This window comes from Parapedobacter sp. GCM10030251, assembly GCF_042666505.1.
GTDB lineage: Bacteria > Bacteroidota > Bacteroidia > Sphingobacteriales > Sphingobacteriaceae > Parapedobacter.
Genome location: NZ_JBHTDN010000006.1, coordinates 232,427 through 247,516, shown reverse-complemented (window position 1 = coordinate 247,516; position 15,090 = coordinate 232,427). Strand labels below are relative to the sequence as shown.

10 protein-coding genes are annotated in these 15,090 nt (G+C 47.3%); all 10 read left to right on the top strand.

What is annotated here, in order from left to right:
- The first annotated feature begins 261 nt into the window (after positions 1-261).
- The gene (locus ACFQRK_RS17320; protein WP_379008951.1) at positions 262-1,605 is read left to right on the top strand and encodes a hypothetical protein; all 1,344 of its coding nucleotides are present in this window, start codon (positions 262-264) and stop codon (positions 1,603-1,605) included.
- Positions 1,606-1,615: 10 nt separating this feature from the next.
- The gene (locus tag ACFQRK_RS17315; protein WP_379008949.1) at positions 1,616-3,502 is read left to right on the top strand and encodes a glycosyltransferase; all 1,887 of its coding nucleotides are present in this window, start codon (positions 1,616-1,618) and stop codon (positions 3,500-3,502) included.
- Positions 3,483-4,619, top strand: coding sequence for a UDP-galactopyranose mutase (gene glf, locus ACFQRK_RS17310; protein WP_379008947.1), 1,137 nt, complete (start codon positions 3,483-3,485; stop codon positions 4,617-4,619). The genes ACFQRK_RS17315 and glf overlap by 20 nt, the downstream gene beginning before the upstream one ends.
- A 9-nt stretch (positions 4,620-4,628) precedes the next feature.
- Positions 4,629-6,809 carry a peptidase domain-containing ABC transporter gene (locus ACFQRK_RS17305; protein ID WP_379008945.1) on the top strand — a complete coding sequence of 727 codons (2,181 nt, stop codon included), beginning with the start codon at positions 4,629-4,631 and terminating at the stop codon, positions 6,807-6,809.
- A gap of 9 nt (positions 6,810-6,818) precedes the next feature.
- Positions 6,819-8,150: an HlyD family secretion protein gene (locus ACFQRK_RS17300; protein WP_379008944.1), complete on the top strand. Its 1,332-nt coding sequence runs from the start codon at positions 6,819-6,821 to the stop codon at positions 8,148-8,150.
- Positions 8,151-8,392: 242 nt separating this feature from the next.
- Complete coding sequence (locus tag ACFQRK_RS17295) at positions 8,393-8,650, top strand: hypothetical protein (RefSeq protein WP_379008942.1); 258 nt, start codon at positions 8,393-8,395, stop codon at positions 8,648-8,650.
- A 363-nt stretch (positions 8,651-9,013) separates the two neighbouring features.
- Entirely contained in the window at positions 9,014-10,399 is a 1,386-nt protein-coding gene (locus ACFQRK_RS17290; RefSeq protein WP_379008941.1) for a sulfatase, read from the top strand.
- A gap of 20 nt (positions 10,400-10,419) precedes the next feature.
- Positions 10,420-11,871, top strand: a complete 1,452-nt coding sequence (locus ACFQRK_RS17285) for a sulfatase (protein WP_379008940.1) — start codon at positions 10,420-10,422, stop codon at positions 11,869-11,871.
- A gap of 3 nt (positions 11,872-11,874) precedes the next feature.
- A complete protein-coding gene (locus ACFQRK_RS17280) occupies positions 11,875-13,323 on the top strand; it encodes an arylsulfatase (protein ID WP_379008938.1) in 1,449 nt (482 codons plus the stop codon).
- A gap of 104 nt (positions 13,324-13,427) precedes the next feature.
- A complete protein-coding gene (locus tag ACFQRK_RS17275) occupies positions 13,428-14,963 on the top strand; it encodes a sulfatase (protein WP_379008937.1) in 1,536 nt (511 codons plus the stop codon).
- Positions 14,964-15,090 lie beyond the last annotated feature (127 nt).

Sequence of the window (15,090 nt, the reverse complement as noted above, 5' to 3'; positions counted from 1 at the left end):
TTGCAAGTTAAATCTCTCAATTGCTCCCATTGATAGAGTTTACAATACGCAGGGATGCTAATTCATTGCGTGTGAAACTATTTTCTGTAAAATAAATAGTTTGCATGCGAGGTCGATTTAAAAAGCCTATCTTTCAGCTGTTGTAAAGCACCAATCGACCGAGAAAAAATAGACTTCGTAAATCGTCCTCGCTATTTAGACTGTTATTTAAAAGCCGATAACAAGTTTATCGGCCCTAATTTTTCAGCAAACTTGGTTAGCATGGCAATAACTAAAGGTAAACCTTATCAGCGAAATCGAACGGCTATACAGCTTTATGTTATCAACCTAGAGAAACGGGTCGATCGTTTGGGGCATATTTCAAGAGAATTAGTTAAAAAAAGGGAGTTTAAATTTAAGGTTGTAAAAGCTGTCGAGTATCCCATAGGAGCTATAGGCCTTTGGAAAACAATTAATCAAATAATTAATTCCGCTTGTAATAGCGAAAAAGATCTCGTGATTATTTGTGAAGATGACCATACCTTTACATCCGATTATTCAGAAGCCCTATTGCTTAATGTAATAGAAAATGCAAAGGAAATAGATGCAGATATCCTCTTAGGAGGCGTTAGCTGGTTTACAAATTGTGTACCCATAACGGAGCATTTGTATTGGGTAGAAAAATTTTCTGGGTTACAGTTCGCCGTCATCTTTAGGAAGTTTTATGACACGATATTGAATACAACGTTTTACGCTGGCGATGCGGCTGATTATAGAATATCTGCTTTGAGTGATAAGATATATTTTATATTCCCATTTATATCGATACAAAAAGAATTTGGCTATTCAGATGTAACAACCAAGAATAACGAGACGAATCGGGTTGAAACGCTTTTTAAAGATTCGGCGGAACGAGTAAAGGCCGTCGATCAAGTCATTCAATCCTATAAGGAAAGAATGACTTTAGTTAGGCACGGGGATGTTGGCATAGGGGAAACCGAAGGTATATCAATTAGTACGTATATTCTCAGTCCGATAATCGGAGAAAAGAAAAATAGCGATATCACTTGTCAATTTGACGATAAGGAGGAGTTTGATATCCAATTTATCGAATCGCATACACATAGTAATTATGAGATCGCTTATTGGCTTAGTCTTCAAAATATCGTTCGGCAAGCAATATTCAATGAAGACGATGTCATTGTTATTTGCGAAAGCGATCATCAGTTTACGGAATTTTATGTCCGAGAGAGGTTTGTGAGACAGATTATTGATTTAAATAATCTGGGTCTGGAATTACTGTGTGGAGGCGTAGATGATTTTGATATGGCTGTGCCGATTACGAAGGATAAATTCTGGATAGGCGCCTTTAAGTCTGCTTCCTTTTTAGTCTTATATAGATCTGTCTTTGGTAAGATTTTGGAGACAAGTTTCAATGAACAGTCAACCAGAGAAAGCCTATTTCGAGAATTGACGAGCAACAAAATGTTGCTATTCCCCTTTATTTCGAGGCGTAAGGAATTCTACAATCCCTCACTGTCTAATGAAAAGTTGACATCAAGTGAACTTGTGATTTCCCGATTGGAAAAAATTCGTGATGTTGCATCGTCATCAGGCCTGATTTAACAAAGTTGACATGAAAGAAAATGGTATATCAATCATTATGCCTACTTACAATCAAGGGGCATTCATCTCCAGGGCTATGGCTAGCCTTTTCGCACAAAATCACCAAGAATGGGAGCTAATCATTATCAATGATGGGTCTACTGATTACACCCTCGATACGTTGGCTGGATACTTAAAAGACGATCGTATTCGATATGTCGAAAATGCGACAAACCAAGGGCTCGGGAAGTGCCTTAACCAAGGATTTGAACTTGCGTCTTTCCCTTATATCTGTTATTTGCCCTCAGATGATATCTACTATGCTGATCACTTGAGCTTGCTTTGCCGCACACTACGAACCACTGATACTGCCGTACTTTGTTATTCAGACATGAATTGCCATTATCAAGATACGTCAAACGGGTCTAGGAGACTATCATCTGTTGATATAGGTAATATTCATTCCTTGCAATTGGTGCAAGTCATGCATAAGAAAACAGGACAAAGTTGGATGGAACGCGATGAACTGGTTACCGACGATTTGCATCGCATGTTTTGGTCAAAGCTAGCCACGGAAGGAACGTTTGTGGGGACCAGGGAGGTCTCCTGCGAATGGGTTGACCACCCCCATCAGCGGCATAAGATTATTAGGGAAAGTCACTTAGGAGGTATATACCATTACAAGCGGTATTACCAAGTTAATAAAGCCATACGTTTTCATTCAACAGTAGGAAACTACATAGATGAAATAGAAGAGTATAAACCTTTTCGATGGCAACCGTTAAAGCAAGATCAATTAAAAATATTGGTTGTAGGCGAATTGGGCTATAATCCGGAAAGGCTTCATGTGTTAGAACAATTCGGGCATCAATTATATGGTCTTTGGATCGATAGTCCACATAGCTACAATGCAGTAGGTCATTTTGCCTTTGGTAATATTGTCAATCTGGATATGGACAATTCGCAAGTGGAAATTGAGCGAATCAAACCGGATATTATATACGCACTACTGAACTATCAGGCCGTTCCCTTAGCAAATTATGTGATGCGGGCGAATCCGAGTATTCCTTTCGTGTGGCATTTTAAAGAAGGACCATTTTTCTGCAGGAGTTTCGGCCTTTGGAAGGAGTTGACGGAACTCTATTGTAATGCCGACGGAAGGATTTATATCAATCCGGAGAACAAACAGTGGTATAGTCAGTTTATTCCCGATAGTCGTCGGCCGACGCTGGTGCTAGATGGCGATTTGCCGCCGAGTCAATGGTTTGGTAATAAGGTTTCATCATTGTTGTCTTTTAGTAACAATGCTATACATACCGTGTCTTCCGGTCGTCCGTACGGTATTACGCCAACCGTAATGGCAGAGCTTGCACGAAACAATATTCATCTACACTTATATGGTGACTACATGCAGACTTCTTGGGTAAATTGGATTGAGCAATGCAAGCAAGTAGCAGGTGGCCACTTACACCTTCATAAACAGTGTAAACCCAAAGACTGGGTCTACGAGTATTCACAATACGATGCCGGCTGGCTGCACTTCTTTCATAGTGATAATCATGGAGAGCTCATGAGGTGTACGTGGGACGATCTGAATTATCCAGCCCGGATGTCAACACTGGCAGCTGCCGGGCTTCCGATGATTCAAAAACGTAACAAGGGACACATTGTAGCTACTGAGAATTTGGTCGGGAACTTGGATATGGGAGTTTTCTTTGATTCAATAGGGGATTTGGCCGCGCAATTGAAAAACAAAAAGAGAATGGCCGAGATTCGGGCGAATGTTTGGAAAAACCGGCATATGTTCTCGTTCGATCATTATGCCGAGCGATTAGTGGAGTTTTTCAAGGAAGTAATCCGGGCGCATAAAAATCAAGTAAACGAAGAATCGTCGAACTATGACCGAGAAGCCATATGACTACTTGATCGTCGGCTCCGGACTGTTCGGTAGCGTTTGTGCACATGAACTCAAAAAAGGAGGCAAACGGTGCTTGGTACTGGAGAAAAGAGCACATGTCGGTGGCAATGTCTATTGTGAAAACGACAACGGAATTAATGTACATGTTTATGGCGCCCATATTTTTCACACCAATGACGAACAGGTATGGGACTATGTGAATAGTTTCGTGCGATTCAACCGGTATACGAATAGTCCCTTGGCAGTTTATCAAAACAGGGTGTACAATCTGCCTTTTAACATGAATACATTTAACCAGCTTTGGGGAATTACTACACCTGAGGAAGCACAACGGAAAATCGCAGAGCAGGTTAGCCAAGTCAATATCAAACGACCTAGCAATTTAGAAGAGCAAGCGTTGTCGATGGTCGGTTTTGATATTTACAATTATTTCATCAAGGGATATTCAGCAAAACAATGGGGCAGGCACCCACGGGATTTACCAGCTTTTGTCATTAAGCGAATTCCCCTGCGTTTCAACTACGACAATAACTACTTCAATGATAAATACCAAGGAATACCCATTGGGGGCTACAACGTGTTGATCGGTGGCCTATTGAACGGTATTGAAACGAAGACCAATACGGACTATTTACAGCATCGCACCCATTGGAATGAACTTGCTAAAAAGGTCATCTATACGGGGCCGATTGATGCATTTTTTAATTATCAGCATGGGAAGATGGACTATCGTAGCCTGCGGTTTGAGCACGAACGGAAGGAAATGGAAAACTATCAGGGAAACGCTGTAATCAATTACACCGAACTTGAAGTGCCCTATACACGTATTATTGAGCATAAGCATTTCGAATTTGGTCAACAGTCCCATACCGTGATTACCAGGGAATATCCACAGCAACATGGAACAAATACAGAACCCTACTATCCCATCAATGACGCTAAAAACATGAAGTTGTATCAACAGTATCGGGATATGGCCAAGGCAGTTCCACACGTTATTTTCGGCGGAAGATTGGCGGAATACCGATATTATGATATGCATCAGGTAGTTGCCTCGGCGTTAGCGAAAATGAATAAAGAAATAACAAAAGGCTTTGCGTCATGCATAATTAATTGAAGTAACCCATTGAGACTGTTCCCTCACTATATTCAACAAGACCAGATGGACTGCGGCGCTACGTGCCTCAGAATGATCTGTAGGCACTATGGCCGGAATTTACCGATATACCGCCTAAGGCAGCTATGCCAGGTCACTAAAAGTGGGGTTAATCTTTTGGGAATCAGTGAAGCTGCGGAAAAGCTTGGTTTCCGTACGCAGGGGGTAAGGCTTACACTGGAGCAGTTGGAAGATATCACGCTGCCCAGTATCCTGCATTGGCGGCAGAATCACTTTGTGGTACTTTATAAAATACGCGGCGGCCGGTATTACATTGCCGATCCGGCAAATGCCAAACGCGTATTGACAAAAAAGGAATTCACGGACAACTGGTTTGCACATAAAGAACTGTATGATGGCTTATCATTGGTGTTGAGCCCTACTCAGCAATTTTATGAGGAAGAGGATGACAAAGCAAATGAATTGAGATGGGGCACGGTACTGCGTTATTTCTATACCTATCGCAGGTTATTCATGCAACTGGTACTGGGTTTGCTACTAGGCACTATCTTGCAGTTGATAGCCCCGTTCCTCACCCAATCGGTCGTCGATATCGGTATCAATACACGCAATATCAATTTCATCTACCTGATACTCATTGCCCAACTGACGCTGTTCGTAGGGCAGGCCGGTGTGAATTTTATCCGTTCATGGATATTACTCCATATTAGTACCCGCGTAAATATCTCTATCCTGACAGATCTGTTGATCAAGTTTATGAAGTTGCCCATGGGTTTCTTCGAAATCAAAACCACGGGCGATATCATGCAACGCATGAACGATCAACAGCGGATCGAATCGTTCCTTACAGGCTCTACGTTGGGCACGCTGTTCTCGTTCGTAAACCTCATCGTGTTCGGCTTTGTGCTGGCTTTTTATCATGCCGGTATCTTCTTCATCTTTATGGGGAGTACCATCCTCTATACGGGCTGGATATTGCTCTTCCTCAAACGGAGACGCGAGCTCGACCACAAGCGGTTTGCCATCTCTTCGGAAAACCAGACCAACATCGTGGAGCTGGTCGGCAGCATGCAGGAAATCAAACTGAACAACAGCGAACGGCAGAAGCGCTGGGTATGGGAGGGAATACAAGCCAAGTTATTCAAATTCAAAGTGAAAAGCCTAGCACTATCGCAGTACCAGGAAGCGGGTTCCATGGCTATCCATCAGCTGAAAAATATCTTCATCACCTTCATGAGCGCCAAAGCAGTCATAGACGGTGACATTACGCTGGGTGGCATGATGGCCATACAGTACATCGTAGGCATGGTGAGTAGCCCTATTGAACAATTGCTTGGTTTCATCCAGTCCTACCAAGATGCGAAAATCAGCCTCGAACGGATCAACGAAATCTATGGGGAGGAAGATGAAGAGCCCGTAGACCGTGAGTGGATGAGGGAGTTGCCGGAAAACAAAGGTATAGTTCTGCATTCGGTCACGTTCCGATACCCGGGCGCAGGCAATGATCCAGTATTAAAAGATATCAGCCTATGTTTTCCCGAGGGAAAGACTACGGCTATTGTGGGGACAAGCGGTAGCGGAAAAACTACCATATTGAAACTGATACTCCGATTCTTCGAACCCGAGGCCGGCGAGATCCGCATTGGACACACTAAGCTCAATCAGATTGCCTTTGCGACCTGGCGTCAGGATTGCGGGGTGGTCATGCAGGATGGATTTATCTTTGCCGATACCATTGAAAATAATATCGCGGTTGGCGATGAATTCCCAGATCGCAACCGGGTAGAGGAGGCGATTCGTATGGCCAACCTGGAAGACTTCGTCGAGGAACAGCCTTTTGGACTGCGGACTAGGATCGGTGCAGCCGGGAAAGGCGTCAGCCAAGGTCAGCGGCAACGGTTGCTTATCGCTAGAGCGATATATAAAAACCCGCACTACATTTTTTTGGACGAGGCAACGAATGCGCTGGATGCCAACAATGAACGCGTCATCATCGATAACCTGAAAGGATTTTTCAGGAACCGCACAGTGATTGTCGTGGCCCACCGGCTTAGTACGGTGAGCCACGCCGACAATATCATTGTGCTTGATAAGGGAGGGGTAGTGGAGCAGGGAACGCATCATGAACTGACCGACAAACGGGGAGATTACTACCGGTTAGTTAAAAATCAACTGGAACTGGGTAATTAACGGTGGCATATGAAGCGGGATAGCGACGAAATGAAATTCAAGAAGGGAGGTTTCCTGCAGACCACACTATACAACGGACAGGAAATCCATACGGAGGATATCCAGGATATTATCGGAACACCGCCCTCCGCGTTATTGCGCTGGGGAATCACATGGGTATTTGTGGTTGTGGTAGCCATCGTGGCCTTATCGGCTTTTGTCCGTTACCCGGAAATCGTGCGGACTAATATCCGCATCAATGCGGCCAACGCACCCAAGACGGTAATAAGCAAAGTTTCCGGAAACTTAGTCGCCGTATTGGTAAACGAGACGGATTCGGTAAACGCCGATCAACCGCTTGCTTGGATGGAGAGCACGGCAGATCACAAGCAGGTGCTGGATTTACTGGCACAGCTCCATTCACTTAGAGATGCGCAGCAGGAAAGCGGAGCGTTTGCTGAACTATCGGTGAATGCACCGACTAACCTGCAACTAGGGGAATTGCAAAATAGCTACCAATCCTTTTATCAATCTTATCTGAATTATCAGGCTGCTACTGGCAGTGGCATATACCTAAAGCGACGTGAATACATCCTGCAAGATATTCAGAATGTTCGCGAACAGCGGACACAACTGGAGTACCAACGGAAACTTCAGGAAAGGGAATATGCGCTGGCAGAAGGAGAGTTCAAGCGATATGAAGAACTAGCCGAACGTAAGGTGATCTCCCCAGCGGAATTTCAGCAGCAGCGGGCTGCCTTGCTCGCAAAGCAGCATCCCCTGCAACAAACGCAATCGACCATGTTGGCTAGCGAGGCCACGCTTACGGCCAAAATGAAGGAACTGGCCGATCTCGACAACCAGATCGGAGAGGAGAAATCCAAGTTCATACAGGCATTGAATAGCTTTATCAGCGAATCCGAACAGTGGAAGAACAGGTATGTGCTTACCTCGCCCCAATCCGGAACGGTGGTTTATGCGGGGATCATCCAGCAGAATCAACACATTGATGCGGGCCAAGAAGTCTTTTATGTCAATCCAGGTAGTACCGATTTTTTCGGTGAACTGAACGTGCCGCAATACAATATGGGTAAGGTGCACGTAGGACAGGAGGTACTTGTCAAACTGAATAGCTATCCCTTCGAAGAATTTGGGGTATTGAAAGGTGAAATTGGTCAAATAAATAAGGTCCCGCATCAGGATAGTATATTTCTCTCCCGGGTCGATCTTCTGACGATGAGCGGTAACCAACGGATCCAGCTGACCACAGGCTTAACGGGATCTGCCGAAATCATAACGGAAGATGCTTCGCTCTTGCAAAGACTATCGCGAAATATTAAATTGCTGCTCGGTAATAAGTAAGCAGATGTTTGGACGGCCATGTTTGTTAACTCTCGGCTTTTTTCTGCGGATTATTTCTTGCTGCGGTAAGTCGATGGCATTATCAAAGGAGGTTTCACGTTTGGCCAGCAAACGAAAGCTTTTTCCCCCGCGAAAAACTTCATCCCGCGCGACCATTCTGACTACCTGTCGGGCGGCACGCTATAGTAGCGCGGTTATGTGCTGCGTGCGAATACGAACGCCCCGGCGACCCAAGAGGATATATGAATTACCTGCGCCCATACTTGGAGCATTTCAGGGCCGAAGATATTGTCGGTATTGAAGTGATGAGCGGTATGCAGTATAAATCACGCTACCAGAGTCGGTATTTGAGCATGAAAGAAAACGTAGCCGCTCAAGGAATAGGCCCCTGTGGCTTGGTATTCATAGAGATTACCACGCGTCTTGGCACAGGCCCCTTCCTCGTTTCATTGTCGTCAGTCCAGTGCGGAATGAAAATTAAGATTTACCTACAAATGTAAAAATTATCGGATGTTTCTGTGAATCTTTACTTTCAATGGGCAATCCAATCGAAATTAAAAGTAAATTCGCTTTCGTACTTATAGACTTTATATTCGCTGCTATATGGTCATTTCACCGGCAATCCGATCGAACGAAGACAGGATTGCCGGTGAAATCACACAATAACCGTGATTTGTCCCGTTTTATCTTAATTAGCGAAATGTAAAGATATATTTTGACTACAAAAGGATAACATATCGTGGTTTTATGGAAGCGCTCTGGGCTATTTTTGTATTATGAACGATTATTAACCATAAAGGACCATGTTACCTCGCTTCTTTCTTACCAAAGTAAAAGTAAGCGTTTGCGATTATCGAACGATTATGAAACGCATTGTTAAAAGTATACTCTTAGTCGGATTAATGTTACAGACTTCCGCCTCTTGGGGTCAGGAGCAGCCCAATATCATCGTTATCCTGACGGATGATATGGGTTTTAGCGATATCGGAGCGTTCGGCGGCGATTTCGTGCCAACTCCACAGTTAGACCGATTTGCGGAGGAAGGTACCCGGTTTACACAATACTACAGCGCTTCTCCGATCTGCAGCCCTTCCCGCACGAGTATCCTCACGGGCATGTTTCCCGCGCAATGGAATTTTACAACTTTTCTCAATAATAGGCGGAGCAATGAACTTGCTGAGCAAGCCAACTACCTCAATGTCCATGCACCGTCTATCGCCAAGGTACTGAAAAATGATGGTTATGCAACCGGACATTTCGGGAAGTGGCATATGGGGGGTGGTCGCGACATCAAAAATGCACCAAAATTTGACAAATATGGTTTTGATGAGCATGCCAGTACGTATGAAAGTCCGGAGCCGGATCCGGCATTGACAGCTACCGATTGGATATGGTCTGACGTGGATAGCGTAAAGCGTTGGAATCGCACGGCTTATTTCGTAGATAAGACGCTTGACTTTTTGCGGCGGCATCGGGGGACGCCGTGTTTCGTAAACCTGTGGCCCGACGATATGCATGATCCGTGGGTGCCCGAGGAGAACCGGCGGCAGGCGGGCCAGTTTCCGATGAACCCCAAGGAAGAGGCTGCATTCAAGCTCGTGTTGGCTGAGTTTGACAAACAGATGGGCAGGCTCTTCGACGGGTTGCGTGAATTGGGAATCGCTGAAAATACGTTGGTGATTTTCACCAGCGACAATGGCGCACTGCCGAGCTTCAAAGGCAGCCGTAACGGTGGTCTACGGGGTACGAAGCTTTCGCTCTACGAGGGGGGCATACGCATGCCGTTCATCGTCCGTTGGCCGGGTCGTGTGCCGGCTGGCGCGACGGACAGCGTTTCCGTGTTGAATTCGACTGATCTTTTCCCGACACTGGCCAATATCGCATCGGCTACGCTGCCCACCAATTACAAAGGCGATGGCGAAGACCGCACCGCTGTATGGATGGGAGCGCCTGCACTCCGGACCAAGGATATGTATTGGGAATACGGCAGAAATGATTATGCGTTTAATTATCCGCGCGGGAGAGACCGAAGTCCCAACTTGGCCATCCGATCTGGAAAGTGGAAGTTGATCATGGACTACCATAAGAACAACCCCGAACTGTACGACATGGAAATGGATCGCTATGAAACGACTAATTTAGCTGATGAGCACCCCGATATCGTCAAAGAACTGCGGGCGAAATTGATTACTTGGCGGATGTACCTACCTGAGTTGACCACTGGTCGCGCCAATCCGCCCATGGAATGAAAGCAATAAATCAAACAGTAATGCGTAGTTATTTTCGGATGAACAAGCTGGCACTTTTGCTGGGATTTACCTGTTGGTTGGCCGTTGCTAATGGGCAACAGGGTTCCTCACTTCCCAATATGGTCATCTTTATCGGGGACGACCTGGCGGTCCGGGATATTGGGCCATATGGAAATCGCATTGTTCGCACCCCTCACCTGGATAAACTGGCTCACGAATCCTTGGTGTTTGATCGGGCGTTCGCCGCCTCGCCAACCTGTGGGCCATCTCGCAGTTCGCTGTTTACCGCGATGTATCCGATGCGGCATGGAGCACACGGCAACCATTCGGGGGTCAGGCCAGGTGTGTCTTCCGTGGTGCAGCAGCTTTCGGCGCTGGGCTATCGTGTGGCAATTGCAGGTAAGCTCCATGTCGGTCCGCAGGATGTGTTCCCTTTCGAGCGTATCGCTGGGACGAATGCCCCTGAACCGGGCTTTGAAAACACTCCGGGGTTGCATTATGACTTGATTTTGGCTCCGGTTGACGAATGGCTTAGCGCACAGAAGCCGGGCAAGCCGTTCGTATTAATCGTGGCAGACCATAGTCCGCATGTAATCTGGCCGGAAAAGCCGACCTATGAACCGGCCGAAGTGGATATCCCACCGATGCACATCGACACAGACGACACGCGGAAAGCCCGCGCGAGGTATTACACCGACGTCACCAAGATGGATGAGAATTTAGGTGGGTTGATGGATTTGCTGGAAAAGCATGGAATGGCGGCTAATTCCATCTTGATGTTTACCGCAGATCAGGGACCGCAATGGGCATTCGGGAAATGGGGTTTATACGATTACGGTATTCAGGTGCCGTTTATGGTACGGTGGCCCGGACACGTCAAGGCGGGAAGCCGGACGGATGCGCTGGTATCCCAGGTGGATATCTTACCAACCATGGTGGAGATAGCCAATGGCACGTCTCCCCAAGGGATCGATGGCCAAAGCTTTCTGTCGGTATTGAAGGATCCAAGCGTAAAACATCGAGACACGGTTTTTGCGTCCCACACGGGAGATCGCTTGATGAATCGTTCGCCCATGCGCATGCTACGTACCGATCGGTTTAAGTACATTTTAAACCTGGCACCGGATATCCCCTACACCACGCATATGGACCGGGCCACAGATCACGACGGGGGACGGGAATATTGGCCGTCATGGCGTGTAGAGTCGTTCCGCGATCCGCACGCCGCTGCCGTGCTGTGGAGATACCATAATCGGCCGACAGAAGAGCTTTATGATGTCGTTGCTGATCCCTGGGAACAGATAAATCTGGCCGCTGATCCTAAGTGTGCTAATATGCTGGACCGCTTCCGCACGCAAATGAAAATGGCAAGGGAAGCACAGGAAGATCATGAAACCGGTCCGGAGGATTTAGCCGCTCCGAATAAAAACCCTGATAAAGGAAAAGGGCCGATAGCTCCTTATGTGTTCTAGAAAATGACAGCAATGAATGTGTTCGCTAAATTAACCATGGCATGCTGCGCGGTATTTGGTGGATTCCTGCTTGGCGCCGCCCAATCCATGGAAAAGCCTAACATCGTAATTATCTTGGCAGACGACTTAGGATGGGGCGACGTGGGTTACAACGGCGGAGATATCAAAACACCTTGTATTGACCGTTTGGCGAAGGATGGCGTGGTACTGAATCATTTCTATACAGCGCCGATTTGTTCGCCTACACGTGCGGGACTACTGACAGGTAGGTATCCAAACCGGTTCGGTTTACGTCAGACCGTCATACCGCCCTGGAGCGAATTTGGTGTAGATACGACGGAAGTCTTCTTATCGGATATGCTGGCTGAAGCAGGGTATGTACACCGGGCCGCATTCGGGAAGTGGCATTTGGGGCATTCAAAGCGTGCTTATTTGCCTTTACAGCGAGGGTTTACCCGTTTTTACGGTCACTATAATGGAGCCATAGACTACTTTACGCACATGCGCGAGGGCGAATTGGATTGGCATCGGAATGAAGAAACGTGTTACGACGAAGGGTATGCCACGGATCTGATTACGAACGAGGCAGTCGCCAGTATACGGCAATATGCGAAAGAATCCTCACCGTTCTTTATCTACGTCGCATATAATGCGCCCCATAGTCCTTTGCAGGCGAAGGAAGATGATCTCCGGTTGTACGGATATGAGAATGACAAACCGCTTTACGGAAGTGGCAAACAAGAATTGGCAGGGAGAGGGAATACCAAGCGCCAAACATATTCAGCAATGGTGACTGCTATGGATCGCGGCATTGGCGAAATCTTGTCTGCGCTCAAAGAAGCAGGTATTTCGGAACAGACATTGGTGCTCTTTTTTAGTGATAACGGGGCAGCTCCTGGGTATGGTGGGTCCAGCGGTGAACTCCGTGGCGCTAAGTTCACAGAGTGGGAGGGCGGGGTTAGGGCTCCCGCAATTGTCAAATGGCCTGCAGGATTTGCCGGCGGTCGCATTAGCAATCAAGTTACCGGCTATATCGATGTGGTGCCTACCATTCGTGATGTGCTGGGCTTGTCCACAGACTTAATTAAACCACTGGATGGGATCAGCATTTGGCCGGTATTAAGTGGTAGCCGAGCAACGATACCGAGGGAGTTCTACCTGGGATACGGTACACTGATCACGGAGAATCGCTGGAAATTAGTAAAGGCTGGATCCGGCAATTCACGCATGGAAATTCAAGAAGATATGCTTTTTGATATACAGATGGATCCGTATGAAAAGAAAGACTTGAAGACGCAATTTCCGTCGGTTTATCGCCAAATGTTGCGGCAAGTAACACAGGTTTATGATGCCATACCGTCTCAGGTTTCCGTGCCTTCGTATGAAACGGGGCGTGAAAATTTCAAAGCACCGAAAGAATGGAAGGTGTTGGATCGCAAAACGATTGAATAATGCTGTTTAGATAAGTTTGTGCCTTCGGTGCAGGACCCTTCATTGGAGCAGAAAGACGGATATTGAACGGTAAATAGCGGCATAGTTTAGACGAAATACAGAACATGAACCTATTAAGTATTAAAGGAAGGAATGTGAAGCCAACCGTGCAATGTGTGATTGGCCTTGTTCTATTGGTGGCAGCTGCGTCATGCGCCACGGCAGACAAGCCGGATAAGCCCAATGTGTTATTAATTCTGGTGGACGACCTGCGACCTGCCCTGGGTGCGTATGGGGATGTGACTGCTCTGACGCCGCATATCGACCGGCTTGCTGCAAAGGGTATGCGTTTTGATAGGGCTTATTCAAACCAGGCGGTATGTGCACCATCGCGGTTCAATTTGCTATTGGGTAGCAGGTCTACCTCGTCGGGGATTTATGGTTTTGGGCAAAATTTCCGCGACTATTATCCGGACGCAGTGACTTTACCCCAGTATTTTAAACGGCATGGCTATCATACAGAATCCATGGGTAAGGTGTTTCACATTGGTCACAACACTTATGCCGACGAGGCTTCTTGGAGCGTGCCTCATCACAAGGATCTGGTGATTGAGTACGTAGATCCCGAAAGTAAGAAAGAGGGGTTCACGCGTGAGGAAGCCTTGTTTTCAAACCAGCCTGCCCAGGGACTTCCTCGTGGCCTTGCTTGGGAGTCGCCCGATGTTGCCGACGATGCGTACGCGGATGGCCGTGTTGCACAGCGGGCGGTTGAGCGGTTGCGTGACCTGAAATCGAACTCCGACAAGCCATTTTTCCTGGCCGTCGGATTCGCCCGACCGCACCTTCCGTTTTCGGTGCCCAAAAAGTACTGGGACTTGTATGACGAAGATCGGTTGCCCTTGCCCCAGCGGACGGTTCGGCCGAAGGGCGCACCACCTTATGCAGTAAAGTACGGTACTGAAATTGACCAGTATGTTCCGATTCCGACAAACGTTACCGACGAGCCCTTTCCGGATAGCCTAACCCGTAAATTGATACATGGTTATTACGCAGGTGTGAGCTACGTAGATGCCCAAATCGGCAAGGTCCTGGATGAATTGGCCGCTTCGGGACTCGACGAAAATACGATTGTGGTGCTCTGGGGCGACCACGGCTATCTACTCGGCGAGATGGGCATGTGGACCAAGCATGTCAACTATGAACTGGCAAATCACATCCCGTTGATCATCTCCGCGCCGGGTGTGGCGCAACCGGGTACGCATACGGCGCAGCTTGCCGAAACGGTTGATATCTACCCAACGTTGGTTGAACTTGCGGGCTTGCCGACTCCCGAACTTCCGCAACCGTTTGATGGCCTGAGCATGGTGCCTGTGCTTAGGGATCCGGAGGCTCGGATACGGGATCATGCTTACCATTGTTTTCCGCGGGGTGGCCGCCTTGGAAGGGCGATCCGTACAGATCGTTATCGGCTGGTAGAATGGAAAAAAATCGGTGATACCACAGAGACGGCTGAATATGAATTGTATGATTATCAATACGGGCCTGTGGAGGTAAAGAACATCGCCGAGGAACAGCCGGAAGTGCGGGCGATGCTTCAAGCCATTCTTGCACGGCATCCTGCTCCGGTGCCTTCGCGACCGCAAAGTCCGCGCAGGGAATAGTGTGGGGGCGCTTTGGATTCGCAACGCAACTGTAACGCTCCCTGCGGTCCGCGTCACTAGGTTGCTTTTGCGAATCCAAAGCGCTGGTGGGGGGTGTGGCAACTGTATGTGCCGGGATCGTTTCCGG

Bases quoted from the DNA above. Each gene is read 5' to 3' on its own strand.
- ACFQRK_RS17320 (WP_379008951.1), top strand. From the start codon at position 262: ATGGCAATAACTAAAGGTAAACCTTATCAGCGAAATCGAACGGCTATA.
- ACFQRK_RS17315 (WP_379008949.1), top strand. From the start codon at position 1,616: ATGAAAGAAAATGGTATATCAATCATTATGCCTACTTACAATCAAGGG.
- glf (WP_379008947.1), top strand. From the start codon at position 3,483: ATGACCGAGAAGCCATATGACTACTTGATCGTCGGCTCCGGACTGTTC.
- ACFQRK_RS17300 (WP_379008944.1), top strand. From the start codon at position 6,819: ATGAAGCGGGATAGCGACGAAATGAAATTCAAGAAGGGAGGTTTCCTG.
- ACFQRK_RS17295 (WP_379008942.1), top strand. From the start codon at position 8,393: ATGAATTACCTGCGCCCATACTTGGAGCATTTCAGGGCCGAAGATATT.
- ACFQRK_RS17290 (WP_379008941.1), top strand. From the start codon at position 9,014: ATGAAACGCATTGTTAAAAGTATACTCTTAGTCGGATTAATGTTACAG.
- ACFQRK_RS17285 (WP_379008940.1), top strand. From the start codon at position 10,420: ATGCGTAGTTATTTTCGGATGAACAAGCTGGCACTTTTGCTGGGATTT.
- ACFQRK_RS17280 (WP_379008938.1), top strand. From the start codon at position 11,875: ATGACAGCAATGAATGTGTTCGCTAAATTAACCATGGCATGCTGCGCG.
- ACFQRK_RS17275 (WP_379008937.1), top strand. From the start codon at position 13,428: ATGAACCTATTAAGTATTAAAGGAAGGAATGTGAAGCCAACCGTGCAA.